This is a genomic window from Desulforamulus ruminis DSM 2154 (assembly GCF_000215085.1).
Taxonomy (GTDB): domain Bacteria; phylum Bacillota; class Desulfotomaculia; order Desulfotomaculales; family Desulfotomaculaceae; genus Desulfotomaculum; species Desulfotomaculum ruminis.
Map to the genome: position 1 here is coordinate 2746647 of NC_015589.1, position 24234 is coordinate 2770880.

Here is a 24234-nt window from a genome sequence, read left to right on the forward strand (position 1 = left end):
AGGATGTGTATCGCGTGAGGAATTGGTTTTTGGGGTTATTTTTATTCCTACTTTTTATTCAACCGGTTCCGGTTCAGGCCGGTGAGGGAAACAAAAATACTGCGGCAGGAAAAGAAAGTAATCCTCCCATGGTCCATATCTTTATGTACCACGTCATTGACGAAGGACCCAACGGCCTCTATGTTCCGGAAACAGACTTTGAGGAACAAATTAAACTACTTTCTGAACAGGGCTATAAAAGTGCGACCCTGTCCCAACTTCCTGAAATTTTAAAGGGTGCCAAGGGAAAGCCCGGCGATAAATGGGTCATCCTGACCCTGGATGACGGCTACGTCTCCCTTTATGATAACGCCTTTCCCATTTTGAAGAAATACGGTTTTACAGCCACTGCTTTTATTATTACGGAGATGGTGGATACGCCCAACCATGTCACCTGGGAACAATTAAAGGAGCTCCAGCGCTATGGAATAGAGATTGGCTGTCATACGGAAACCCACCCTTATTTATATAATCTGGAACAAAAAGATCAACAACGGGAGATTGCCGGGGCGAAAGAAAAACTGGAACAAAAATTAAATATCAAAGTGGTTTCTTTTTCTTACCCTTATGGGGCCTATAACGATCAGGTCATCGAAGAGGTCAGAAAAAACGGTTTCACCGAAGCAGTTACGGTAAACACAGGCATTTCTTCCCCCCTGGATGATGCCTATACGCTGCCCCGGGTGAATATTTACGGCGGCATGCGTCTGGAATCTTTGGCCCAAATCCTGCGATTTAAGCCGGGCCAATACGATAACAATCTGGCCGCGGGTTTTAATGCCGTGGACCTTAATCCTCTGGATGAAAAAGCCTATTTGAGCCGAGGGATGGCTTATGATAATTTGGGCCGGTATGAACTGGCCCTGGCAGATTACGATAAAGCCATTGAAATCAACCCGGAATTTCCGGATCCCTATAACGGCAAAGGCTATATTTATAACAAGCTAGGCCAACAGACCGAGTCCATCGCCAACTATACCAAGTCCTGTGAACTGGCCCCCACCTTCCCCTATCCCTTTAACAACCGGGCTAAGGTTTATGTGGAAATTGGGGAATATGACAAAGCCATTGGGGATTTAAATAAGGTTATCGAAATGGATCCAAACTTCCCTTACCTGGCCTCCACCTATAATAAAAAAGGCTATGCTTATGCCAAATTGGGCAATTATCAGCAGGCATTGGCCGATTGCAGCAAGTCCATCGAGTTAAATGCGGATTATGCCGACGCTTATAACAGCAGGGGCTACACCTATTACCACAGCGGCCAGGCAGAATTGGCCGAGACGGATTTAAACCGGGCCATTGAGCTGGACCCTAACCAACCCCTTTATTACTTTAACCTGAGTAATGTCTACAAAACATTGGGGCAAGAGTACAAGGCTGAGGCCAGCTTAAAAAAAGTGCTTGAGCTGGAAGCCAATAAATGATCAACCCATCATGGTTGTTTAATCATAAGATGATTCAATAACAAGATACACTTACTGTAACGTCCATGATAGGCCATGAGGTGCGGAATGTCCCCCCTCATGGCCTATGCTTTTCATGCTCCGCTTTGTCAAAACCCATTATTTTACAATCATGCCCTTGTGTCATCCGGCAGTTTATATGATAATAATTATATTTCAAGAGCAATCCTGCAGATAAGCCGAAGATAAAAGGCAATCTGTAAGTAATGGAGAAACAGGATATGGTGACAATCTTTTTGTGCGATGACAATCAGCAAATGATTGATAAATACAGCAGACTGATAACCCAGTATGCCAACAAAAACAGGATAACCATCACCCTTTCCGCTTTTAACAGCGGGGAAGCACTGCTATTCCATCTGTCCGATTCTCCGAATCAGGCGGATATTATCTATCTGGATATTTTAATGGGACATTTGAACGGTATGGAAACCGCTAAAAAGCTAAGAAAACTTGGCTGCAATTCAGAAATCATCTTTCTTACAACCAGCGAAGATTATGTGTTTGAGGCCTTTGATATTACACCGGTTCACTATTTGGTTAAAGACTCAACCTCTTCCGAGAAGTTTGAACAGATTTTTTTACGGGCTATTTCACTGGCAGAGGCAAAAAAGACCGAGCTATTTGTGTGCGAATCAGGGAGCACCCGCAAAGTTATACCGCTGAAGGATATTTCCTATTTTGAGATCTGGAAACGGGTGGTCATGGTGCATTATAAGTCGGAAGAAAAATTTGAATATTACGGGACAATGGAACAGCTTGAAAAACAAATGCTGGAGAAAGACTTTATCCGGGTACATCGTTCTTACCTGGTTAATCTGTCCTATATTGCAAAGTTCCAGCGGCAAAGCCTGGTTTTAAAGACCGGCAAGGTCATTCCCATCGGCATCACCTATCTGAAACAGGTCAAGGAAGCTTTCTCTAAGTATATATCCCGCTCTAACATCTACAGCATCGATTAAAAAGAGGTGATGGTGCTGCTTGTTCCAATTGTTTCCCTGTTGGCTATGACGTCTTTTTTCTTCTTTATTTTAAAGATTTACTTCCACTAAAAGTGAAACACTGGTTCTTTTATATGGCTGTAATTGCAGTCAACCTTGGGCCGTTGTGGTATCGGATATTTTCGATTTACACTTTATCGGCGTTTTTCTGGTTATGGGTTCCATGATGCTGGCCTTTAAGCTGCTCTTCCACATGAATGGGTTACAGGTAATATACACAGGCAGCCTGTATATGTTTTCCTTGTACAGCAGCAGAGGGATTATTGTTTCCATTTACGCTCTGCTTTTAAAGGAGATTTATTCTTATGAAAATTATAAACAAGCAGAACAACAGCAGAATGTGTCTTGTAGGCGATCTGGATAACCAATTGGGTCTAAAAGCTTCCTTCTACGGTTTGGAAAACGGCGAATTGGCCGTCACCTTCACTCCAATCGAGCAGCACCAGAGCTATCCGGGCCGCATGCATGGCGGTATTTCATCCGCCATTTTAGATGAAACATCGCGGCGTGTGATCATGATTGATGAACCGGAAACTTGGGGTGTCACTGTAGAGTTATCTGTAAAATATAATTTACCGGTTCCGCTGGAACAACCCCTTACCGCCATTGGACGTATCACGCGAAATAACCGGCGTTTTTTTGAGGGTACCGGCGAGATTTACCTGCCGGATGGCTCTCTGGCTGTTTCTGCCGCAGGGAAATACTTAAAATTACCCATCGACCGGATTGCTGATTTTGATAAACAATCGAAAAGTGGCAAGTGGTATATCATCAAGATGACCCTGTGGAAATCCATCTGCCTTATCAAAAGAAAAATGAATCAGAGGAATCCTAAAACACCCAGTCCTCTCTTTATCATGGAATCTACATAGTACGATTTTCTGCTAAAAGGAGCTATCCCATCTTGATGGGATAGCTCCTTAACGTATACTTACAATATGATTTCGCAAGATTGAAAGTAGAAATGGTTGAAAGGCAGGTATGTTGTCTTGTCAATTGCTTTATTCCATGATTTCTCCGTTATTTATTACAATCTGTCCTTCAAACACATAAGCGTTATTCATGGGAACTACTTTCTTAAAGAATTGCAGTGGTACAAAGGTTTTTCCGCCAATCACCTCGGGAGCAGCTCCCAGTTTAACGGGTGCAGTTTCCAGATAAGTGTAGTAGTCCTGGCCTAACGTTAAAGTGATGTGATTATCCAATAGGACACCTTGCTTCTCACTGTTCCAGGTCACCTCAAATCCCAGGGCTTCAGCAATAGTTCTCATGGGAACCATTACGGTCCCGTCCTCTTTGACATAGGGCGCCGGCGCGTCAATGATCTGATCATTCACTACAATATCCATGGTAGGAACACTTTCAGCCGGTGCAGTCTTTTCTTTTTCCGTCGGCTCTTGAGCTTTTTCCAACAATACAATGACTTTTATGGGATTCGTTTGTGCAGGTATGCTTTTAGTGGTTACATCATAAAGAACCACCAGCTTTCCTCCTGTAAGCTTACCGTCAAATGAATTCCCGTTTTGCCAAACAAGCTCCGTCTTGTCTGAAAGATTTAACTTTAGTCCATTATCCTCGCTGATCAAATTCTCATCAAACCAATCTACTTTGATGTTTTGGCCTTCCGGCAAATTTGCAGCCATCACTTCCGCCTTATACTGAGGCGGGTAAATCATCAAAGCAGGGCTATTGGCGTCATAAAAGCCAGTAATCTTATCGCCTACCGAGGCTTTTGTGTCTGTAACCCAATAGGTATCCGTGGTTACAAGAAAGTTTGTCTGAGCTCCTTGCTCATTTTCCGTGAGAACATATTGCCATCCTTCAACTGCCGTGCCATCTGCACCTGTGTAAGGTTTTACCTCCTTAACGGTTCCGGAAAAAGAGTGGAAATTGATTCGGCTTTCTGTATCTAACTGGTTGCTAATAGGCTGTATCGCCCTCACCTCATTGGCGGGTTGTACACCCGCTGTATCAGCAGCAAATGCTCCAACCGGCGAAAGGGACAAGATTGCAGCGGATAAAATTCCTATAATAACTTTGTGAGAAATTCTCATTGTTTACTCCTTTCAGTTAGATGTATTGTGTTGCAAGGCCTGTGTATATTATTGGACGATAACCCCTTTTATTTGGTTCCGGTAATACGCTGTTTTATTATATATATGTAATAAACTGGCATATCCTCGTTGCTAATCGTCGGTGGTGATCTCATGAAAAAATTCAATACAAGCAGTGAATGCTCTCTTTTTCACCATCCAACCCCTTGGCTTAACTTCCAATGGTTACTGATATTAAAAAACATTATTAATAGACCCTGAATAAAAATGCTACGTTTTAACCCGTAGCAAAAAATAAATTTAATATTTTCGCTCCGACCAAGAAATAAGCTTTTCATGGCCTCTCCACTGGCCAGCAGCCGGTTCCGCAGATCTAAATTGTCCCTAGGGGGTTCTTTCACCCTCAATTCGGTCCAGTATCTTCATTAAATCTTCCCGTTTAAAATGATACTTTTCAGAACAGAAATGACAGTTAACCTCTGCCTGTCCCTGTTCTTCCAGGATAGAAGAGATCTCTTCTTTGCCCAGTCCCACCAAAAGGTTTTCCAACCTTTCCCAGGAACAGTGACAGCAAAAGCTTACAGGGCTGCTTTCCAAAATTTTTACATCCATTCCCCTGGTTACCCGTTGAATCATTTCCTCCGGAGTTTCCCCCTGAAAAATTAGCGAACTCACCGGGGGAAGCTGGGCCAGGTTTTGTTCCAGTTTTTCCAGTGTATCCTCCGAAGCCTGAGGCATCCGCTGTAAAAGCATCCCCCCGGCAGCCACCACCGAATTATCGGTCTCTACTAAAACCCCCAGGGATACCGCCGAAGGGGTCTGTTCCGAAACCGTCAGGTAATGGGCCAAATCATCGGCAATCTCCCCGGAAACCAATTCTACATTCCCTGTAAAGGGCTCCTTTAGCCCCAGATCCCTGGTAACGTGCAGGTGTCCTTTGCCCACCGCCGCTCCCACGGGCAATTTCCCTTCCGGTGTACTGGGCAAATGAACCTGGGGTTCCTGAACATAACCCCGAACTTCTCCCCTGGCATTGGCTGTTACAATGATGGCTCCCAGGGGCCCTTCCCCTAAAACCCGCAGGGTGAGAATATCTTCGCCCTTTAAATTGGCCCCCAGCAGAAGGGCTCCGGTCATGGTCCGCCCCAAGGCGGCGGCCGCCACCGGCCAGCAGTTATGTCTTATTCTTGCCTCTTCCACCGTTTTTGTGGTTCGGGCCGCAAATATCCGAAAGCTGCCGTCGGCAGCAACCGCCCTAATCAGATAATCATTCATAAAATCCCTCCGTAGGCTGTAAAGTCACTGCAGTTATTCTATCAATCCGGATCCTTGGATGTCAATTTTTTGCAGCCAAGATAATTATCATCCCGGCATAGGATTTAAGGAAAGGAAAAACATCTTTGGGGTAGAATTTTATATTAAATATTGATTTTGAGGGTGATTTCTTTGACAGACCTGGATAAAGCCATTATTGTGTTAAGTATTATTCGAGAAGCCGACAATGCCCCTTCCTTTTCAACCATTCTTAATCGAGGCAATTTTGTGGAAGATGAATTATTGAACATTCTAGACTCCCTGAAAGCCCAGGGGCTGGTCTTTTCCCTAGATGGGGATGAGGGACAGCCGTTAAATTTGCGGAGATTTTTAACCCCCAAGGAATCCAAGCAGACCGTTGATAATCGGGTTGCCGATTATCTGGCGGAACTGGCCGGTGAGGGCAGGTTGTATTTTGCTTACGGAGCCAATCTAAACCCCGATCAGATGTATCACGAACGCTGCCCGGGCAGTCACTTTCTCTGCAGGGCCCAATTAGAAGGCTACAGGCTGGTATTTAATAAATCCTCCGGAAAAGGCGGCGGCATTGCCGGTTTAGAAAAATCCTCCGGCGATTCCATCTGGGGTGTCATTTATTGTCTGCCTGAAAATGGACCGTCCATTTTAGACCAAAAGCAAAATCAGGAAATCCAGTACCGTAAAATTCGCATGGCTGTAAAGACCTCCTTCGGCATTCTTTGCTGCGACAGCTACCGGACGGTTCCGGAAGGTTCCTTTTTGCCCAGCCGTCAGTACCTTGAAAAAATGTCCAGCGGCGCGCAATTTTTTGGCCTTCATCAGCAATACCTGCGCTGGCTGGTTACCTTGCCCACGGTGAATTAAATAAAAAGCCCCCACTTCCCTTGAGAAATGGGGGTTAAATTCTGTTCTCTCTGTGGCTTGCGGGGGACCATTGAAAGGTTTGGGCGAACCAGGTCAGAGAGGTAAAGGCACCCATATCCACAACCAAGCTGGCCAAAATATGCCAATTCCTGTATTCCGCCACCCCGGTCTGCAAAATTAATGCTTCCATGGCTAGATACAGCAGGGAAACAACCAAAATATTAATGACTTGCAGGATTGGTTTTCTGGGTAAATATTGTGTAAAAAGGATACCCATGGTGAATATAGGACCAAATTTATAAAACATGGAGCATCCGGCCCAGGGGATGATAACGTCATAGAATCGGTACAAGTCAAGCTGCTGTCCTCCCCAGTCTACCATTGAGCCCAAGGCCAGTGTAAACAATCCTCCAAAAATGGTTCTTTTTAACTGCCATACATCTACCAAAAAATAAAATATGATCCAGGACACTATAGCGGCGATCACCCAGGGCAAGGATACTTCCTCCTCTCTCGCTTATCCAGAGTATTATGACAAATATTGCGTAAAGCTATACAGAGAAACTGTAAAGGAGAGGATTTACAAAATTTTATGGAATATTATAAATTTTGAAATAAATATCATTTCAAATTATTTGATAGGGAGGGCTCTCGATGGCCTGGCATAATAGAGGAATTGTAAGCAGCAGCCCCGATGTACTAAAGGATCAATACAATCGAAGGCGGGTTTCCCCCCAGGAAGCCGTCCAATGCATCCAAAGTGGGAATGATGTGGTGGTGGGCTTTGGTGTTTCGGAAACACCCATCTTACTGGATGCCATGGTAGACCGGAAAGAAGAGTTAAAGGATGTTCGTATTCATCAAATGATACCCATGCGCCCGGCAAAGTACCTGGAACCCGGTATGGAAAAACACTTTACCCATGTATCCTGGTTTACCAGCGGTGCCAGCCGGCACGGTGTTCAATCCGGCCGTTTTGACATTATGCCCAATTATTTTTCCCTTTCCCCCCGCCTTTTTGCCGATTATATTGAAGTAGACGTGCTCATGGCCACCGTTTCACCCATGGATCGCTACGGCTTCTTCAGCTTTGGCGCTTCCGTTGACTATACCACCACCGTGGCGGAAAAGGCCAAGAAAATCATCCTGGTGGTCAACCCCAACATGCCTCGAACCCATGGCAATACCTTTATCCACGTAACCCAGGCCGATTTTCTGGTGGAAGACGACGCTTCCCTTCCGGAAATCCCTGCCAAGGAACTCAGTCGTGAAGACATTGCCATCGGTCAGTATGTGGCGGAGCATATTGGAGACGGCTCCACCATTCAACTGGGAATCGGGAAAATTCCCAATGCGGTGGCCAAGGCACTCCTTCATAAAAATCATCTGGGAATCCACTCGGAAATCCTTACAGACGGCATGGTGGACTTAATTGAGTCCGGGGCGGTAACCAACAACGCCAAAAGCATTCACCGCGGCAAAGCCCTGTCCTGTGCTGCCCTGGGAACAAAAAAATTATATGATTTTATCAATGACAATCCCATGTTCGAGTTTCACCCGGTTTCCTATACCAATAATCCAAACATTATCGGCAAAAATATAAAAATGGTTTCCATTAATGCCACTGTGGAAGTGGATCTTTTGGGACAATGTGCTTCGGAAACCATCGGTCCTATTCAATACAGCGGAACCGGAGGACAGGTTGACTTTGTCCGGGGTGCGGTACAGTCTCCCGAGGGTAAAGCCTTTATTGTTCTGCATTCAACGGTAAAAGGAAAATCCAAAATTGTTCCCATGTTCCGGGAAGGCACCGTTATCACCACCAGCAAAAACGACGTGGATTACATAGTCACAGAGTACGGGGCCGCTCATTTATCCGGCAAGACTTTTAAGCAACGGGCCGAAGCTCTGATCAATGTTGCCCACCCTGAACACCGCGACGAATTAAGAGAATCCGCCAAAAAGATGGGACTTCTTTAAATCATGCAGGGGCTATTGCAAAAAGAACTTAAAAGAGTCCTAATGCGCAGCCCCTTATTAAAAACAAAGAATAGAACGCGGATTGAACGGATAATACAGATTTGCGCGGATTTAAAATATAATTAAAAATCCGCGCGAATCCGTGGAAATCCGTAGAATCCGCGTTCTATTCCTATTTGCAACAAGCCCTTTGCACTTAGTGATTACAGCCGCCGCCATGATGATGATGGTGATGGTGATGATCACCGCCACAGCCGCATTGAACAGGACGGGTAACCAGACAATTGTTGGCATAGGCTTCAGAGACACTTTCCAGGGAACCGGAGGCCCCGTTCACCACTTTCAGGCCCATCATCTGCAGGGCCTGCATCATGTGTCCTCCAATACCGCCGCAAATAATGGCTTCAATTTTTTCATTTTTCAACATGTTGGCAATGCCGCCGTGATCATGCTGCAAACCCTCATTGGAAATCATCTTCTTATTTATAACCTTGCCGTTTTCCAATTCCAAAATAGCGAACTCCTCGGTGCTTCCAAAATGCTCATTGACCTTGCCGTTTCTTGCGGGTATCGCGATTTTCATCCAAACTTCTCCTCCTTATTTTTAAATCAATCATAATCAATAGATTCTCATGTCCTTTGCGAGATTGTCTGGAAATCTAAATAAACTTAAAAAGCCGGTTAAATAAATCCATTTTTCTACTGGTCCACTTTCCAGTCCTTTGATTGACATTGGGGACATTTGGTATGCCGGTGGCAGAAAGTCCCCTGCCATTTATGGCCGCACTGTCCACAAAGAAAGCTTGAAAGAGCGATTTGAAAATTACCGCCGTCTACCCGAATGGCCAGGCCGTTAATCAGTGCCTGGGAAATTTTTTTACGGGCTGAGTTTAAAATCCTGTGAAAAGTAGGTCGGGATACATTCATCTTTTCGGCACATACCTCTTGGTCCAATTCCTCCAAATCCACCAGACGAATGGACTCCAGCTCTTCCACCGTAAGAACCACCTCGGACAACTGGCTCATGGGAATCCCCTGGGGCTTAAAGTATGTAATTACAGGTAAACGCTCTACCAATCGCCGTTTAGGAGGTCGCGCCATGAATCCACTTCCTGCTTTTTATTTTGGACATTTGCTCATAACCATCTTAAACCTATTTTGAACAAATGTCAATAATTTTACATGGTTTATTTTAATCAATGCTTAAAAATAATATTTAATCAATATTTTGTGATTCCTTGCAAAAGATTTATAGATATCAGTCAAGAGAATTTCCATGTCAAGTGGAATGCTGACATCAAATTCTTAATAAGCGTCCTTTGCAGCGCGACGCCCGGAATATATCCGGATATACCTATGACCGTCATTTCCCCTGTGCCGGGCGGGGATTTACACAGCTTATAAACCGCCCGTTGGTAAATGGCCAATTGATCTAGCTACCCTGTAGTCGAAGGCTATGCTTGCCTCTCCCAACGGGAGGGCTTTCATACCGTGCTTCTTGCTCACCTCCTGCGTAATAATTAATCGCAAATTAAAATTATATATTCTTGTGGTATGATTATCGTACAGACAGAATCTGTAAGTCCACAGGGAAGCAAACGGACTTGCAAGCAGGCAGGCGCGAAGGTGTTCTTTGAAAAAGAGATTGAGGCCAATACATTTTTGCAGCAGTACTTCACCGAGTACAACAAGGTCTATTCCCGGGCAACGGGAAAGTTTGGGGAGGAAATTGGCGGCAAGGACTTGACTGGGGAGCATTCAAGGCCTTGCCTGCCGCCGCCAGTCAGTCCTGCGGGATTATGTGGAGGGCAAATCTCCGGTGAGGAATGCTCGCAAGAGTAAGGGTTGATTAAAGGCGAAGGAAGATAAGTTATGAAACAAGTATTAATCGTTGAAGATGACCGCAATCTTAGTCGAGGCTTGTGCCTTGCTTTAAAGAATCAAGAGCTTCAAATTGTTCCGTGTTTTGATTTAAAATCCGCTCGTGAACAGCTTGCCTGCGGTATGACGGGGCTGGTTTTGCTGGACATTAATCTTCCCGATGGCAGCGGATTGGAACTGCTTCGGGAAATTAAAACCGTGAGCAATCCTGTTCCAGTGATCCTGTTAACTGCCAATGACACTGAAATGGATGTGGTTATGGGGTTGGAGCACGGTGCGGATGATTACATCACAAAGCCCTTTAGCCTTGCAATTCTTCGGGCGAGAGTAAAGGCTCAACTACGCCGCGGCATAGCCCAAGCCTCAAAGGTGTTTGTCATTGGCAGCTATCGGTTTGATTTTGAGCAGATGACATTCTTTAAGTCGGATACTGCGGTGGAGTTAAGCAAAACGGAACAAAAGCTCCTTCGATTGTTGGTGGAAAATCAGGGCGTAACCATAAGCCGAGCGGTTCTCCTTGAGCGCATTTGGACGGATGGCGCCGATTTTGTGGATGAAAATGCGCTTTCGGTGACCGTTAAGCGTCTGAGGGACAAGCTGGACGCGGCGCGGTATATCAAAACAGTGTACGGGCTGGGCTATGTATGGGCGGTAAAACAGGATGACTGAGTGGAACCTTGGCCTGCCCATCATTGCCTTAGCAGCTATTCTGCTATGCTGTATAATCGTGCTCTTTCAACGCCGTAATACTAAAAAAATCATGAAAACGCTCAACCAAATGCTGGATAGCGCCATAGACGGCAGCTTTACAGAACATAGCTTTGATGAAAGCCTGCTTTCTTCGGTGGAGAGCAGATTGAACCGATATCTGACTGCTTCGGCGGTATCGGCACGCAATTTAACAACAGAGAAAGAAAAAATTAAAGAACTGCTGGCCGATATCTCCCATCAGACCAAAACTCCCATTGCCAATATTCTGCTCTATGCACAACTGCTTGAGGAACAGGCTATACCGGAAGAAAGCAGGGATTGTATCGCTGCGCTGAGGGGGCAAGCAGAAAAGCTGAGCTTCTTGATTACCGCGTTAGTGAAATTATCCCGGCTGGAAACCGGGGTTTTAACACTGCATCCGGTCTCAAATACCATTGCGCCTATGCTGGATGAGGTAGCCGCACAGTTCATGCCCAAGGCAGCGCAAAAAGAAATTCGGCTGACAGTGGATTCCACAGATGCTGATGCGGTATTTGACTTCAAATGGACCACAGAAGCGTTGTGTAATCTGGTGGATAACGCCATTAAATATACGTCCTCGGGGGGTAGCATACGCATCAAAGTAAAGGTTTACGATCTGTTTTGCCGCATTGATGTGGCGGATACCGGAATCGGGATTTCAGAAGCCGAACAGGCAAAAATATTTGCGCGCTTTTACCGTTCCCAGTCCGTCTGCGAACAGGAAGGCGTAGGGATTGGCCTGTACCTGACCCGCCAGATTTTAGCCGGTCAGAGCGGCTATATCAAAGTAGCGACCTCTTTAGGTGATGGGGCGGTATTTTCGATGTTTCTTCCCCGAAAGAATTAAATTCTTACAAAACCGTTAGAATTGTTTGCCCACCGGAAAGATTCTGGAAAGAAACCTATGATAGAGTCTGTATTGCAGTGATGCAGTACAGACTCTACCTTTGGAGGTACCTATCATGATAATTTTACAGACTCAGGATTTAAAAAAAATTTACGGCGCTGGGGCAAACACCGTTCATGCTCTCGCAGGCATCAACCTGCAGGTGAAAAAAGGCGAATTTGTCGCTATTGTGGGCACCTCCGGCAGCGGCAAGAGCACGCTCCTGCACATGCTGGGCGGGCTGGATCGTCCCACCGGCGGCACAGTCATAGTGGACGGCAAGGACATCTTCTCCCTGAAGGACCAAGAGTTGACCATCTTCCGCCGCCGCAAGATCGGCTTTGTGTTCCAGAATTATAACCTGGTTCCCGTACTTAACGTCTATGAAAATATTGTGCTGCCTATCCAGTTGGACGGCAACGCGCCGGATGCCGCCTATATAGACAGCATCATCGAAACACTGGGCTTGCAGTCCAAGCTGCAAAACCTGCCCAATAACCTCTCCGGCGGACAGCAGCAACGGGTTGCCATCGCACGGGCTTTGGCTGCAAAGCCCGCCATCATTTTGGCAGATGAGCCTACTGGCAACCTGGATTCCAAGACCAGTCAGGATGTGTTGGGGCTGTTAAAGATCACCAGTCAGAAATTTGCCCAAACCATTGTGATGATTACTCACAATGAGGAAATTGCTCAGTTGGCTGACCGTATCGTCCGTATTGAGGACGGTTTGATCGTCACTCAATAAGGAGGTGCAAAGCATGAATGTAGCCAACCAAAAATGCATTCGCCGGCTGAGTATGAAAAGCATGAAAGCGGCGAAGACAAGAAATCTCATCGCCGTTCTTGCCATTGCGCTGACCACCGTGCTGTTTACTTCCTTGTTCACGGTGGTGCTGTCCATCAACCATTCCATTCAGCAATCCAACTTCCGGCAGGCCGGTGGCTGGAACCACGGTGCGTTTAAATATCTGACCGAAGAACAGTTTAACACATTAAAAGCCGACCCGCTCATCAAGCAGTACGGTTTGCGGCATTTTGTAGGCATGGCAGTTGGAACGCCGTTTCAAAAATCCCATGTGGAGATCGGCTACAGCGACCCAAACGAGGCGCATTGGATGTACTGTGACCCCGTTGAAGGTCGCCTGCCCGCTGAAGGCACCAACGAAGCCGCCACCGATACCCGGGTACTGGAGCTCTTGGGCGTCGAGCCTGTACTGGGAAACCGGTTTACCCTGACCTTTGACGTGGACGGAACGGAAATAACGAAAACCTTTACCCTGAGCGGCTGGTGGAACTATGACGGGGCAATTGTTGCCAACCATGTGCTGATTCCCGACAGCCGCGCCCAGGCCATCTATGATGAAGTGGGCATCGGGCGCGGTATCGGTGAGGACGGCATGACCGGTTCATGGAACATGTCCGTCATGTTGGGCAGCTCGCTGCACATTGAGCGGGATATGAATAAAATTCTGGAAAATCACGGCTACCAAAATAAAAGCCGTTCCGTGGAAAACAACTACATTTCAATTGGTGTCAACTGGGGCTACACCGGCTCGCAGCTTTCGGATAGCATCGACCCTATAACCGTTATTGCTATTGCAGGTCTGCTGCTAATTATTATCTTTACAGGCTATCTTATTATCTATAACGTATTCCAAATTTCCGTTTCAAACGACATTCGTTTTTACGGGCTGCTCAAGACCATCGGCACTACGGGAAGGCAGTTGCGGCGTATTATCCGACAGCAGGCGCTGCTGTTATCATTGGTTGGTATTCCCCTTGGACTGCTGATCGGCTATGGCGTCGGCATTAAACTGACCCCTGTGATCCTGTCCCGGCTCAACGGCGTTATACAGAACGCCGTATCGGCAAGTCCGCTGATTTTCATTGGCTCGGCAGTCTTTGCTCTGGTCACGGTGGTGATCTCCTGCCACAGGCCGGGGCGGATGGCAGCAAGGGTGTCACCGGTGGAGGCTGTCCGCTACACCGAGGGAACGGATAATAAGAAAACCATACGCAAGGCACAATCCGGTGCATCGCTGCCCAAAATGGCATGGGCGAATCTGGGGCGCAACCGCAGCAAGGTAACGGTAACAGTGATTTCTCTGTCCCTGGCAGTGCTGCTGCTTAATATGACGGTCACCTTTACGCGCGGCTTTGATATGGATAAATACCTGTCCAATATGGTTTCAGACTTTATTGTAGCGGATGCAGGTTACTTTCAGACGGAAAGTCTTTGGGACAGCAATACCGCCCTGTCCGAGGACATTATCTCGCTGCTGGAATCCCAACCCGGTGTTGAAGCCGAAGGACGAGTATATGGCAAATGCAGTCCGGTGGAGGAATTTATCACTGAGGAGTATTATCGTGGGTTAAATGCCAGGTGGAACGATACGGCAGCTTTAGATCGAGCCATTGCGTCTATAGAGAAAAATGCAGCCGGTCTGCTTAGCAATCCGGCACAGCTTTACGGTATGGAGCGCTACGCCATCGACAAGCTCCGGGTGCTGGAGGGCGATTTGTCCAAGCTCTACGAACCGGGCGGGCGGTATGTTGCCGCCGTATACAACGAGGATGACTATGGCCATGCCAACATGGATTCCCATTGGGCGAAGCTTGGCGACACTGTCACTCTGCGTTATGTGGAGGAGTACGAATACTATGACCCAGGCACGGGCAAGATTGTTAATCCCGAGAACATTCCCGACGGTCAACCCTACCGCTATCGGGCAAAGATTTATCAGGACATTGATTACGAAGTGGTTGCACTGATCAGTGTGCCTCACTCTCTCAGCTACCGCTATTACGGCACCGATGAGTTTGTCATGAACGACCGGACATTTATCCGTGATACGGGCACCCATTCCGTCTTGTATTACGCTTGCGATGTCGGCGACCAGGACACAGCCGCTATGGAAGCATTTCTTTCCCATTTGACCAATGAGCAGATGCCGCAGTTCGACTATGAGAGCAAATCGACCTACGCTGCGGAGTTTGACTCCTTCCGCAATATGTTTCTGATACTGGGCGGCGTGCTAAGCTTTATCATCGGACTTGTGGGTGTGCTCAATTTTCTCAACGCCATTCTGACGGGCATTCTGACCCGCCGCCGTGAGTTTGCAATACTCCAGTCCATCGGCATGACCGGCAATCAGCTTAAAACCATGCTGATTTGGGAGGGACTGTATTACACGCTTGGTGCCGTGGCGGTTTCGTTGGTGCTCAGCATCGTTTCCGGCCCCCTGCTGACCAATGTGCTGGACAGCATGTTCTGGTTCTTTACTTACCGATTTACGATTTGGCCCATCCTCTTGGTTGCGCCGATTTTTGCTGCACTCGGTATTGCTCTGCCGCTCACGGTCTATCGGGCTGTTTCCAAGTATTCCATCGTTGAACGCCTGAGGCAAACGGAATAAAGGGAAAGGTTACCCTATGCGTATATCCCTTCATATAGCAGATGATTTTCTTTATGCAATAAAACAGCAGGAGGAATGCATCGGCATTCCTCCTGCTGTTTTCCGTATTCGGTTTACTGTTGGGGTAGGTTCACAATTTATCCTTGTGACTTCCGCATTGTTTCCGGATATTTTTTATTCTTCAGGGATTACAAAGATTAAAATAATGTATATCAACAAGCCTGGGAAGGCAGCAGAAAGCACGGAAGCAATAATGTAAAGAACTCGAATTACAGTGGGGTCCATGTCTAAATATTCGGCAATTCCTCCGCAAACACCGGCCAGCATTCTCTGACTGCGGGACCGAAATAAGCGTTTTTTCAAAACTTTTTTGCCCCCTTTCGGCCAATAAAAATTTAGCCGATTTTTAAAATTTATTAGACAAAATAAAACATATTCCCTTATACTATAATTAAATAACAAATAAATGGCAATATGAGGAGGGATATTGATGGAAGTTTTACTGTGGTATCTTTTGGCAGTCAACGTAATCGCTTTCATCATGTTCAATTTGGATAAATGGTACGCCAGCACAGGCGGATGGCGCGTATCCGAGTCAACCCTTTTGCTGACTTGTTTGCTTGGCGGCGCTCCGGGCGGCTATTTAGGCATGCGCTATGCCCGTCACAAAACCAAAAAACCCCTCTTTGCCGTGGGGTTGCCTGCCATGGGCATTATCCAGTTGTTTATCATTTTCCGGATTTCCTTTTAATGAGCTTTTATACTCCCTGGTAATCAGGGAGTTTTTTTATGCCTTTTAATATAAATTATTTAATTTTCCGTTAATTTTTTTCTTAGCAGGATATGATAAAATTTTGTAGAAACAAACCGTTAATGGTATACCGGTATACCATTAACATATAGATAGTATAAAGTGATACCGTAGAGAAAGGAAGTTGTGCCGATGAATGAACAAAACCAAAAAGAGGTTGGTTATGAAACCAACCCTAAAGAACCCCTTCGTACAGCCGCCTTTGCCGCTGCCGTTTCGGTGCCCTTGACCCTGGCTCTCTGGCAGCTATTTGTAGCTTTTGGCAGGGCCAATATTTTTGGCTTTGGCGGCGGTCCCAGTGTTATCCCTTTAATTCAACAAGAAGTGGTGGATAATTATAGGTGGCTTAGCACCGAGGAATTTACCGATGCCCTGGCCATGGGCAATGCTTTGCCCGGTCCCATTGCCACCAAAATGGCTGCCTATGTAGGTTATAAAATAGCCGGTTTCTGGGGAGCCGGTTCCGCTCTGATCGGCACGGTGATTCCCACCGCCGCCGCTATGCTGGGTCTGGCCGGTCTGTACTTTAAATATAAAGATGCGCCCCAAATGGTTGGGGCCATTAAGGCCGTTCGACCGGTGGTGGTGGTTTTACTTATTCAAACCGTCTGGGAGATGGGCGTTAAATCCTTTCCCATACCGCTAACCTGGATTATTGCTTTGGTGGCCATGGTCGCCTTGTTCCAGTTTAAGATGCATCCCATTATACTTATTGTTGCCTCCATGCTTTTTGGTCTATTTTTTCTATCAAAATGACTCCTATTCCGCGTTCATCTCATAAAATAATGCAGAACTCCAAGGATTTTTAGGAGAATTATAGAAATTTACTTCCAAGTCATTTTACATGGGGGTCAATCCATTGGCACAACCACTGGTAAATGTTATTCGGGGCAATCTGGTTGAATCCCAACATTGGGGCCATCTGGCGGTGACCAACCGAGAAGGGAAAACCCTTTTCAGTCTGGGCAACCCGAATGTTGTGGCCTTCTGGAGGTCCGCCGCCAAGCCTTTTCAAGCCATTCCCCTGGTGGAACGGGCCGGTATTGAAAAATATGGTTTTACCGGTTCGGAAATAGCCTTGATTACTTCTTCCCATAATGGAGAACCGGAGCATCTAAAAACCCTGCGGAATATTTTAGACAAACTGGGGCTTGCGGAATCCTGTTTGCAGTGCGGCCCGGCATTCCCCATGCATACTGCCAGTGCGCAAAACCTGATAGCCTCCGGAGAAAAATATGCTCCCGCCCATAATGCCTGCTCGGGAAAACATGCCGGAATGCTTGCCCTGGCCCTGCTTTTGAATGCTTCCCTGGAGGATTATATCAAAAAAGACCATCCGGTTCAGCAGGAAATGCTGAAGGTTATTGGTGAAGTCTGTTCTCTGACGCCTGAACAAATCAGCCTGGGAGTAGACGGCTGCGGTGTACCGGTCTTTGCCCTTCCCATCCGGAGCATGGCCATGGCCTACGCTCGCTTTTCCCTTCCGGAAGGATGTTTTTCCCCGGCCCGGGCGAAGACCTTGCAGATCATCCGTCAGGCCATGACTTCCCACCCTTATTTTGTGGCAGGTACCGATCGTCTGGATACCCTTTTAATGGAGACCACCAAAGGCAGGCTGGTGGCGAAACTGGGTGCCGAAGGAGTCTATTGTATCGGCATGGTTGCTGAAGGAACGGGTCTGACACTAAAAATTCAGGATGGCCATTCCCGGGCCATTGGTCCGGTGGTGATTCATGTTTTAAAAAGGCTGGGTTATCTTACAGAGCAGGAGTTTCATCAAATGCAGCACTTATATCGTCCCATCCTGCGCAATCACCGGGGTGACGAAATCGGTCACCTGGAAGTAGCCTTTGCTATGTAAGTTTTTCAGGAATAAAAAAGAGCAATAAAAAGTCCCCGCTGGTATCATAACCAGCGGGGACTTTGGTTCTCCCGATTTCTACTTGGCAAAAACATGGCGACCAATTTGGTCGGTTACCGGTCTGGACCAAACCCATTTACTTTTAGCGGTTACAGGGTTCCAGAAATATAAAGCCCCATCGGTAGGATCATGCCCATTGATGGCATCTTGAGCGGCACGAATGGACTCTTGGGTCAAGGGCCGTTTATACTGGTCGTTCATAACCGATTCAAAGGCCAGGTCCTCATAAACTACACCGGATAAAGTTTTCGGAAACTGTTTGCTTTCCATCCGGTTTAGAATAACCGCTCCCACAGCCACTTTCCCTTTATAGGGCTCATCGGCTGCTTCACCCTCAATGACCATGGCCAGCAGGCGAACCTCATTGCGATTCAAACCGCCCCTGGAAACCTGCTTTTGTCCGGAAGTTCTCGACTTTTGATTACCTTCCGGTCTTTGCTCGATGCTTCTAGCTTCCTGTTGGGTATGAGATTCTGGTGCCTTTTTAACTTCTGGTTTGGTATTGGTTGTCATGAACGGTTTAAAAACCGGCATGACGGATAATGTCATAAAAGACACAATCAAGATTGACACAACGGATTTTTTGATTACGGTTTCTAAGGAACCGTTCTCCAGCTTTTGTTTTAACATGGTTATTTGCTTTTTATACAATGCAATTCACTCCTCTCTAGAAAAGCCGGTACTTCCATGCTTTTGCTTCGTGGGGAGATGCACGTTTATACCAGGATTTTATTGCCACAAAAGTCACGTGCAGGGCACGAGTATTAGACTAACATACCTAGGTATGCGCGTAAACCTACAATTTTTGTTAATCCAGCCAATAATAAGAAAAAGAACCGCCATTGGGCAGTTCCAAAATCTTTTATCCTTAATAATAGGATTTTATTTTTGACAAACCTGAAAAGATTCCTGTTGACTGAAATGAATGCAGTCCACGGTAACGCCATGCAAGTTTTTTAATTCCTGCTCCATTTTTTCATATTCATTGGGAGCCGCCTCCATGGTCAGAGTGATAATTCCCCGCTCTCTGCTGGGGCTGGGAATGCCGTTTCGGCACAGAATATTGCTGCCGTACCGGGTAATCACCTGCTGCACATCCGGCGCTTTGGTGCTCCTTTCATCGACCATCAAACCCACCACATAGATATCTTTTTGCACAGAAACCCCTCCTTTCTTCCTTTGTTTATCATGGCATTTTAAATCTTTTTTATACAAAAAAACAAGGCCACCTATTGAGGTGACCTTTAACTGAATGATTAAATGGTTAGTGTTTACCTGTGTTTAATTCCGGCAGTTCATGTTCTTGATAAGTAGTTAACGGCAACGTTTCTTCCAGGTCGCGCCCGGGTTCATATTCAAAACGTTCCTGAACCGGCAGGGCCAGCGCCTGGAACATCAAGCCAACAGGGATATCCATGGGGCAGGCGTTTTCACACTGGCCGCAGCCCACACAGGACAGCCCCATATGATTGACCCGGGTCAGATGGAACAGGGCGGTATCCGTGGGCAGCTCGATGGCCCCTTTCCTGCCGGCATATTCCATGTATTTGGTCCCGTTGTGGTCAAAAATAGGTCCGGCGGAGACGCACTCTCTGCAGAAACAGATGGGACAAGCCTGACGGCAATTCTGGCATTTGATGCAGGCGGCCAGTATTTCGGCCAGATCATCGATGCTGCTGACGGAATGCTTAAATTCATCCACCGCCTTGGCTTTTGCCTGCCCTCTTTCTTCCGCCAGTTTTTCCAGAAGTTTCACCCGGGAGTCCGGCACGGAAACAGGTTCCAAACCAGCCACAGCAGACAGGTCTTCATCGTCTCCGGCAGTCACCAGTACTTTGCCGTCCAGTCCCAGCCAGCCCAGGATGATGTCGGCATGACTGGCCTCGGGATAAGTACAAAGGGTGCAGGCCCGACGGAAATCCATTCCGCTGGGATTTTCTCCACCAGCAGCTCCCTTGACCCATTGGGCGGCATCCACCTTTTTTTGCTTCACCATCTGCCCGTAATCCTTGGGGGCAAAAGTTCCCAAACAATCCACCCCAATGATCAGCAGATTTTCCAGTTTGGCCTGCTGCAATTTCACCAATTCCACTAAAGCACGAACTTCACAGGAGCGAAGCACCACCGCCACCTTTTCGGGTAAACTCCGGGAAAGATTAGCCACTAACCGGGCGGCATTCAACCCGTTAACCGGGGCAAAGGGATTTGCTTTGTTAAGCATCTCCGGATCTCGGATCAAGGCGGGCACCACATTGGTTTTGGCAGCAACTTCCTGAGGCACCAAAAGGGCAGCTACTTTACCCGAGGTAAGCAAGGATTTTAAAAAACCCTGGACGGCACCGAGGGTGTCGCCATCCGACTTTAACGTATATGTTTTCATGCTACAACGCCTCCCACCTAGATTTCCCAGTTCTTGCGCAGGGGGTTCGGTCCTAATTGTTTTAGTTTTTGCGTCATTTCAGTAATCACTTCACCAAAGTAAGCACCTTGGGAAGCACTGATAAACCGCAGCCATAAACGTTCTTCAGGTATACCCAACTGCTGCAGTACGTTTCTAGCAATGGCCACCTTACGTCTGGCTTTGTAATTGCCACTACCATAGTGGCAGTCGCCCTCGTGTCAGCCACCGACGAGAACGGCGTCCCCGCCGTCTAAGATCGGTTTAATCATATACAGCGGGTCAACCGCACCGCTGCACATGACCCGGATAATTCGTACATTCGGGGGATATTGGATACGGGATGTACCCGCCAGGTCTGCACCGGTATAAGTACACCAGTTACAAACAATGGCAATGATCTTCGGTTCAAATTCCGTTTGTATTTTTTCTTCAGGAACACTCATGAATACCCCTCCTTTTTAGCCTAGCCGTTACAAGCGTCCAGCATGGCAACAATTTGTTGTTTTTCAAAGCCTTTTTGCTGGCAGGCGCCGCTGGGGCAGGCCGCCACACAGGCGCCGCAGCCCTGACAAAGCACATCAAGCACTTCAGCCACATTGGTGATTTCATTCATGGTTCTGGCGCCATAAGAGCAAGCCTCTATACACAGGCCACAACCTTTGCACCACTTCGGATTGACCTGCGCCACGTTGCCAAGGGACTCCAGCTTATCTTTGGACAGCATGGTTACAGCCCGCACGGCTGCGGCATTGGCCTGGGCAATGGATTCCTCAATGAGCTTGGGTGAGTGGGCCAAACCGCACAGGTATAAACCATCGGCGGCAAAATCCACCGGACGTAGTTTCATATGGGCTTCTAAATAGAAATTATCGGCATTTAAAGAAACCTTAAAAATTTGGCTTAAGCCATCCGTGCCTTGGGCCGGAATCAGTCCGGTGCTTAAAATGAGCAGATCGGTCTCCAATTCCAGCTTGCGGTTTAAAATCGGATCCTTTATAGAAACCTTCAATTGATCGCCCAGCGCTTCCACTTGGGGTTTCTCTTCCAGGGTGTATCTAACAAAGACAACCCCTTTCTTTCTGGCTTCGGCGTAGTAGGTTTCATAAAAGCCATAGGTGCGAATATCCCGGTAAAGTACAAAGACATTGGCCTCGGGATTCTGTTCTTTAATTTTCAAGGCATTTTTAACGGCGCTGTAACAACAAATACGGCTGCAGTAGGGGCGTTCGCTGTCCCTGGAACCCACACATTGAATCATGACAATGTTCCGGGCGGAGCCAATACCGGGACCCGCCAGCTTTTGCTCTAATTCCCTCTGGGTTAAGACCGCCTCATGCTGTCCGTAGAGATACTCGCCGGTGGTGGCCAGTTCGGCTCCGGTGGCAATAATCACCACCCCGTGGGACACTTCTTTGTCGCCTCCGGGAGTGCTGAGAGTGGTTTTATAGTTGCCCAGGTAACCGGCCACTTCTTTAATATTGGAATTCAGGTTCAAATCAATATTGCTGTGATTTTGCACGTCCCTGATCAGGGATTCCACCAGTTCCAAGGGACGGTTGCCCTTCATGGTGTATTGAATCTCCAAAGCATTGCCGCCCAATTTATCCGTACGTTCAACCAGAATAACCTTGAAACCCTGATTGGCCAGATTCAAGGCGTTGGTCATACCGGCCACACCGCCGCCGATGACCAGAGCCTGACGGTTAATATCCATAAAGGAGGTATATACAGGTTTTAGCAGCCTCACTTTGGCCACCGCCATTTTAACCAAATCCTTGGCTTTTTCGGTGGCTGCCTCGGGATAATTGCGGTGCACCCAGGAGGAATGCTCCCGGATGTTGGCCTGTTCAAACAGGTAGGGGTTCAATCCGGATTCCTTCAAACTGCTCATAAACAAGGGAGCATGGGTTCTAGGCGTACAAGAAGCCACTACCACCCGGTTTAATTGATGCTCTTGTATCCGTTCTTTAATTTTTTCAATACTGTCCTGGGAACAACTAAAGAGGAATTCTTCGGTATGCACCACGCCGGGCAGGGTTTTGGCAAACTCAGCTACTTCAGGCACCCGGACAACACTGCCGATATTGATGCCGCAGTTGCACACAAAGACACCGATTCTGGGGTCCTCCTGGGTAACATCCCTTTCCGGCGGGTATTCCTTGATTTGACTGAGGGTTCCCCGCACGTCGCTTAGCAATTGAGCGGCATTGGCTGCGGCGGCGCTGGCATCCACCACGGTCTCGGGAATATCCTTGGGCGCACAGAAAGCGCCGCTGGCAAAGACGCCTTCCCGGGTGCTTTGGCCCGGAGCAAATTCCAGGGTCTTGCAGAAACCGTAAGGATCCAGCTCAATACCGCAGGCTTTAGCCAGTTGAGCATTGCCGGAGGATGGTTTAAGGCCTACCGAGAGAACCATCATATCAAACTCTTCTTCAGCAAACTTCCCGTCGGGAGTCCTATAGCGAACGATTAAATTTTTGGTGTTGGGATCTTCTTTTATGGAAGAAACCATGGCCTTTTCATACTTGACGCCGTGCTGAATTCTGGCCCGGTCGTAATATTTCTCAAAATCCTTGCCATAGGCCCGGACATCCATATAAAAAATTTTAGTTTCCAGGCCTTCCTCATGTTCCTGGGCAATAATGGCGTGTTTGGTGGCATACATGCAGCATACCGCCGAGCAGTAAGGATTGCCTTTGGCGCTGTCCCTGGAGCCCACGCATTGAATAAAGCCAACTTTCTTGGGTTCCACATGATCTGAAGGGCGTACCAGATGCCCCATGGTGGGACCGCTGGCAGACAGCAGACGCTCAAACTGCAGGCTGGTCAATACGTTCGCATAGATACCCCAGCCGAATTCTCCCCGCAGCTCTCCGTCCATGGGTTCAAAGCCGGGGCTGAGAATCACCGCGCCCACCGCCAATTCCAGCCGGGTATCCGGCATGCTGTGGTCGATGGCCCCGGCAGGACATGCCTTGAGGCATTTCCCGCAGGCTTTAGGATTTTTAATCTTTAAGCACTTGCTTTTGTCAATGGCATAGGCATTGGGCGTCGCCTGGGCGTACAGCTTGTAGATGGCTTTACGCTTGCCCAGGCCGCCGTCAAAGTCGTCATTCACTTTAACCGGGCACTCCTCGGCGCAGGCGCCGCAGCCGATGCATTTTTCCAGACTTACGCAGCGGGCCTGCTGCGCCACGGTAGCTTTAAAGTTGCCTGGTTCCCCGTCCAGACCGACCAGTTCGGCACCGGTAATAATTTCAATGTTCAGGTGACGGCCTACGTCAACCAGTTTGGGGGACATTGTGCACATGGCACAATCGTTGGTGGGAAAGGTTTTATCCAGCCTGGCCATAGTACCCCCGATGGCGGGCTTCTTCTCCACCAGATAAACCCGGTAGCCGGATTCGGCCAGGTCCAGGGCGGACTGCATCCCGGAGATGCCCCCGCCCACAACCAGTACCGCACCAATTTTGTTTTTATCCGTCATAG

The 24234-nt window shown here is 47.5% G+C and carries 25 protein-coding genes; 13 read left to right on the plus strand and 12 right to left on the minus strand.

All coding sequences use genetic code 11. The annotated features are described in order from the left end of the window. Window positions 1-14: 14 nt before the first annotated feature. The 3 genes from DESRU_RS19935 to DESRU_RS13545 all read left to right on the plus strand — a co-directional run bounded on the left by DESRU_RS19935 (window position 15) and on the right by DESRU_RS13545 (window position 3378). Window positions 15-1466 (plus strand): tetratricopeptide repeat protein, encoded by a 1452-nt coding sequence (locus DESRU_RS19935; protein ID WP_049786755.1) that lies wholly within the window; start codon window positions 15-17, stop codon window positions 1464-1466. A gap of 260 nt (window positions 1467-1726) precedes the next feature. Beyond that, window positions 1727-2467 carry a LytR/AlgR family response regulator transcription factor gene (locus DESRU_RS13540; RefSeq protein ID WP_013842657.1) on the plus strand — a complete coding sequence of 247 codons (741 nt, stop codon included), beginning with the start codon at window positions 1727-1729 and terminating at the stop codon, window positions 2465-2467. Between the two features lie 344 nt (window positions 2468-2811). After that, complete coding sequence (locus DESRU_RS13545; RefSeq protein ID WP_013842658.1) at window positions 2812-3378, plus strand: PaaI family thioesterase; 567 nt, start codon at window positions 2812-2814, stop codon at window positions 3376-3378. A gap of 129 nt (window positions 3379-3507) precedes the next feature. On the opposite strand, the gene DESRU_RS13550 is transcribed toward DESRU_RS13545, so the two are convergent. After that, on the minus strand, window positions 3508-4560 hold the full coding sequence (locus DESRU_RS13550) for a copper amine oxidase N-terminal domain-containing protein (RefSeq protein WP_013842659.1): 1053 nt from the start codon (window positions 4558-4560) through the stop codon (window positions 3508-3510). 384 nt (window positions 4561-4944) lie between these two features. Beyond that, the gene (gene hslO, locus DESRU_RS13560; RefSeq protein ID WP_013842661.1) at window positions 4945-5835 is read right to left on the minus strand and encodes an Hsp33 family molecular chaperone HslO; all 891 of its coding nucleotides are present in this window, start codon (window positions 5833-5835) and stop codon (window positions 4945-4947) included. A 171-nt stretch (window positions 5836-6006) separates the two neighbouring features. On the opposite strand from hslO, the gene DESRU_RS19940 reads away from it, so the two are divergent. Then, the gene (locus tag DESRU_RS19940) at window positions 6007-6717 is read left to right on the plus strand and encodes a gamma-glutamylcyclotransferase family protein (protein WP_013842662.1); all 711 of its coding nucleotides are present in this window, start codon (window positions 6007-6009) and stop codon (window positions 6715-6717) included. A gap of 34 nt (window positions 6718-6751) precedes the next feature. Here the strand turns inward: DESRU_RS19940 and DESRU_RS13570 are convergent, their stop codons facing one another. Beyond that, on the minus strand, window positions 6752-7204 hold the full coding sequence (locus tag DESRU_RS13570; protein WP_238446442.1) for a CBO0543 family protein: 453 nt from the start codon (window positions 7202-7204) through the stop codon (window positions 6752-6754). A gap of 167 nt (window positions 7205-7371) precedes the next feature. Between DESRU_RS13570 and DESRU_RS13575 the strand changes: the two genes are divergently transcribed. Beyond that, the gene (locus tag DESRU_RS13575) at window positions 7372-8697 is read left to right on the plus strand and encodes an acetyl-CoA hydrolase/transferase family protein (protein WP_013842664.1); all 1326 of its coding nucleotides are present in this window, start codon (window positions 7372-7374) and stop codon (window positions 8695-8697) included. Between the two features lie 196 nt (window positions 8698-8893). Here DESRU_RS13575 and DESRU_RS13580 read toward each other — a convergent pair whose 3' ends face one another. After that, on the minus strand, window positions 8894-9280 hold the full coding sequence (locus DESRU_RS13580) for a NifB/NifX family molybdenum-iron cluster-binding protein (RefSeq protein ID WP_013842665.1): 387 nt from the start codon (window positions 9278-9280) through the stop codon (window positions 8894-8896). Window positions 9281-9396: 116 nt separating this feature from the next. Next, window positions 9397-9798 carry a DUF134 domain-containing protein gene (locus DESRU_RS13585; RefSeq protein ID WP_013842666.1) on the minus strand — a complete coding sequence of 134 codons (402 nt, stop codon included), beginning with the start codon at window positions 9796-9798 and terminating at the stop codon, window positions 9397-9399. Window positions 9799-10323: 525 nt separating this feature from the next. On the opposite strand from DESRU_RS13585, the gene DESRU_RS13590 reads away from it, so the two are divergent. The 4 genes from DESRU_RS13590 (at window position 10324) to DESRU_RS13605 (ending at window position 12941) form a co-directional block, all read left to right on the plus strand. Continuing rightward, window positions 10324-10539: a hypothetical protein gene (locus tag DESRU_RS13590; protein ID WP_049786756.1), complete on the plus strand. Its 216-nt coding sequence runs from the start codon at window positions 10324-10326 to the stop codon at window positions 10537-10539. A gap of 30 nt (window positions 10540-10569) precedes the next feature. Then, a complete protein-coding gene (locus DESRU_RS13595) occupies window positions 10570-11247 on the plus strand; it encodes a response regulator transcription factor (RefSeq protein ID WP_013842667.1) in 678 nt (225 codons plus the stop codon). Further along, entirely contained in the window at window positions 11240-12157 is a 918-nt protein-coding gene (locus DESRU_RS13600) for a sensor histidine kinase (protein WP_013842668.1), read from the plus strand. The genes DESRU_RS13595 and DESRU_RS13600 overlap by 8 nt, the downstream gene beginning before the upstream one ends. 115 nt (window positions 12158-12272) lie before the next feature. After that, complete coding sequence (locus DESRU_RS13605; protein ID WP_013842669.1) at window positions 12273-12941, plus strand: ABC transporter ATP-binding protein; 669 nt, start codon at window positions 12273-12275, stop codon at window positions 12939-12941. On the opposite strand, the gene DESRU_RS21335 is transcribed toward DESRU_RS13605, so the two are convergent. Beyond that, the gene (locus DESRU_RS21335) at window positions 12931-13149 is read right to left on the minus strand and encodes a hypothetical protein (protein WP_238446300.1); all 219 of its coding nucleotides are present in this window, start codon (window positions 13147-13149) and stop codon (window positions 12931-12933) included. The genes DESRU_RS13605 and DESRU_RS21335 overlap by 11 nt on opposite strands. A gap of 162 nt (window positions 13150-13311) precedes the next feature. Between DESRU_RS21335 and DESRU_RS13610 the strand changes: the two genes are divergently transcribed. Continuing rightward, a complete protein-coding gene (locus tag DESRU_RS13610; protein WP_238446301.1) occupies window positions 13312-15612 on the plus strand; it encodes an ABC transporter permease in 2301 nt (766 codons plus the stop codon). Window positions 15613-15786: 174 nt separating this feature from the next. Here the strand turns inward: DESRU_RS13610 and DESRU_RS21340 are convergent, their stop codons facing one another. After that, the gene (locus DESRU_RS21340; protein ID WP_013842671.1) at window positions 15787-15975 is read right to left on the minus strand and encodes a PspC domain-containing protein; all 189 of its coding nucleotides are present in this window, start codon (window positions 15973-15975) and stop codon (window positions 15787-15789) included. Between the two features lie 127 nt (window positions 15976-16102). Between DESRU_RS21340 and DESRU_RS13620 the strand changes: the two genes are divergently transcribed. From DESRU_RS13620 to DESRU_RS13630, 3 genes are all read left to right on the plus strand, one after another. Next, window positions 16103-16363, plus strand: a complete 261-nt coding sequence (locus tag DESRU_RS13620; protein WP_013842672.1) for a DUF1294 domain-containing protein — start codon at window positions 16103-16105, stop codon at window positions 16361-16363. 192 nt (window positions 16364-16555) lie between these two features. Further along, window positions 16556-17179: a chromate transporter gene (locus DESRU_RS13625; RefSeq protein ID WP_013842673.1), complete on the plus strand. Its 624-nt coding sequence runs from the start codon at window positions 16556-16558 to the stop codon at window positions 17177-17179. A 103-nt stretch (window positions 17180-17282) separates the two neighbouring features. Continuing rightward, entirely contained in the window at window positions 17283-18284 is a 1002-nt protein-coding gene (locus DESRU_RS13630; protein ID WP_013842674.1) for an asparaginase, read from the plus strand. 78 nt (window positions 18285-18362) lie between these two features. On the opposite strand, the gene DESRU_RS13635 is transcribed toward DESRU_RS13630, so the two are convergent. From DESRU_RS13635 to DESRU_RS13655, 5 genes are all read right to left on the minus strand, one after another. Beyond that, window positions 18363-18995 (minus strand): cell wall hydrolase, encoded by a 633-nt coding sequence (locus tag DESRU_RS13635; RefSeq protein ID WP_013842675.1) that lies wholly within the window; start codon window positions 18993-18995, stop codon window positions 18363-18365. A 231-nt stretch (window positions 18996-19226) separates the two neighbouring features. Continuing rightward, window positions 19227-19502 carry a TM1266 family iron-only hydrogenase system putative regulator gene (locus DESRU_RS13640; RefSeq protein ID WP_013842676.1) on the minus strand — a complete coding sequence of 92 codons (276 nt, stop codon included), beginning with the start codon at window positions 19500-19502 and terminating at the stop codon, window positions 19227-19229. Between the two features lie 106 nt (window positions 19503-19608). Continuing rightward, window positions 19609-20724 carry a 4Fe-4S dicluster domain-containing protein gene (locus tag DESRU_RS13645; RefSeq protein WP_013842677.1) on the minus strand — a complete coding sequence of 372 codons (1116 nt, stop codon included), beginning with the start codon at window positions 20722-20724 and terminating at the stop codon, window positions 19609-19611. A 17-nt stretch (window positions 20725-20741) separates the two neighbouring features. After that, window positions 20742-21188: a hydrogenase iron-sulfur subunit gene (locus DESRU_RS13650; RefSeq protein ID WP_013842678.1), complete on the minus strand. Its 447-nt coding sequence runs from the start codon at window positions 21186-21188 to the stop codon at window positions 20742-20744. Between the two features lie 20 nt (window positions 21189-21208). After that, on the minus strand, window positions 21209-24232 hold the full coding sequence (locus tag DESRU_RS13655; RefSeq protein ID WP_013842679.1) for a CoB--CoM heterodisulfide reductase iron-sulfur subunit A family protein: 3024 nt from the start codon (window positions 24230-24232) through the stop codon (window positions 21209-21211). Between the last annotated feature and the right edge of the window lie 2 nt (window positions 24233-24234).

Bases quoted from the DNA above. Each gene is read 5' to 3' on its own strand.
- DESRU_RS13540 (WP_013842657.1), top strand. From the start codon at position 1,727: ATGGTGACAATCTTTTTGTGCGATGACAATCAGCAAATGATTGATAAA.
- DESRU_RS13545 (WP_013842658.1), top strand. From the start codon at position 2,812: ATGAAAATTATAAACAAGCAGAACAACAGCAGAATGTGTCTTGTAGGC.
- DESRU_RS13550 (WP_013842659.1), bottom strand. From the start codon at position 4,560: ATGAGAATTTCTCACAAAGTTATTATAGGAATTTTATCCGCTGCAATC.
- hslO (WP_013842661.1), bottom strand. From the start codon at position 5,835: ATGAATGATTATCTGATTAGGGCGGTTGCTGCCGACGGCAGCTTTCGG.
- DESRU_RS13575 (WP_013842664.1), top strand. From the start codon at position 7,372: ATGGCCTGGCATAATAGAGGAATTGTAAGCAGCAGCCCCGATGTACTA.
- DESRU_RS13580 (WP_013842665.1), bottom strand. From the start codon at position 9,280: ATGAAAATCGCGATACCCGCAAGAAACGGCAAGGTCAATGAGCATTTT.
- DESRU_RS13585 (WP_013842666.1), bottom strand. From the start codon at position 9,798: ATGGCGCGACCTCCTAAACGGCGATTGGTAGAGCGTTTACCTGTAATT.
- DESRU_RS13595 (WP_013842667.1), top strand. From the start codon at position 10,570: ATGAAACAAGTATTAATCGTTGAAGATGACCGCAATCTTAGTCGAGGC.
- DESRU_RS13600 (WP_013842668.1), top strand. From the start codon at position 11,240: ATGACTGAGTGGAACCTTGGCCTGCCCATCATTGCCTTAGCAGCTATT.
- DESRU_RS13605 (WP_013842669.1), top strand. From the start codon at position 12,273: ATGATAATTTTACAGACTCAGGATTTAAAAAAAATTTACGGCGCTGGG.
- DESRU_RS13610 (WP_238446301.1), top strand. From the start codon at position 13,312: ATGTACTGTGACCCCGTTGAAGGTCGCCTGCCCGCTGAAGGCACCAAC.
- DESRU_RS13620 (WP_013842672.1), top strand. From the start codon at position 16,103: ATGGAAGTTTTACTGTGGTATCTTTTGGCAGTCAACGTAATCGCTTTC.
- DESRU_RS13625 (WP_013842673.1), top strand. From the start codon at position 16,556: ATGAATGAACAAAACCAAAAAGAGGTTGGTTATGAAACCAACCCTAAA.
- DESRU_RS13645 (WP_013842677.1), bottom strand. From the start codon at position 20,724: ATGAAAACATATACGTTAAAGTCGGATGGCGACACCCTCGGTGCCGTC.
- DESRU_RS13655 (WP_013842679.1), bottom strand. From the start codon at position 24,232: ATGACGGATAAAAACAAAATTGGTGCGGTACTGGTTGTGGGCGGGGGC.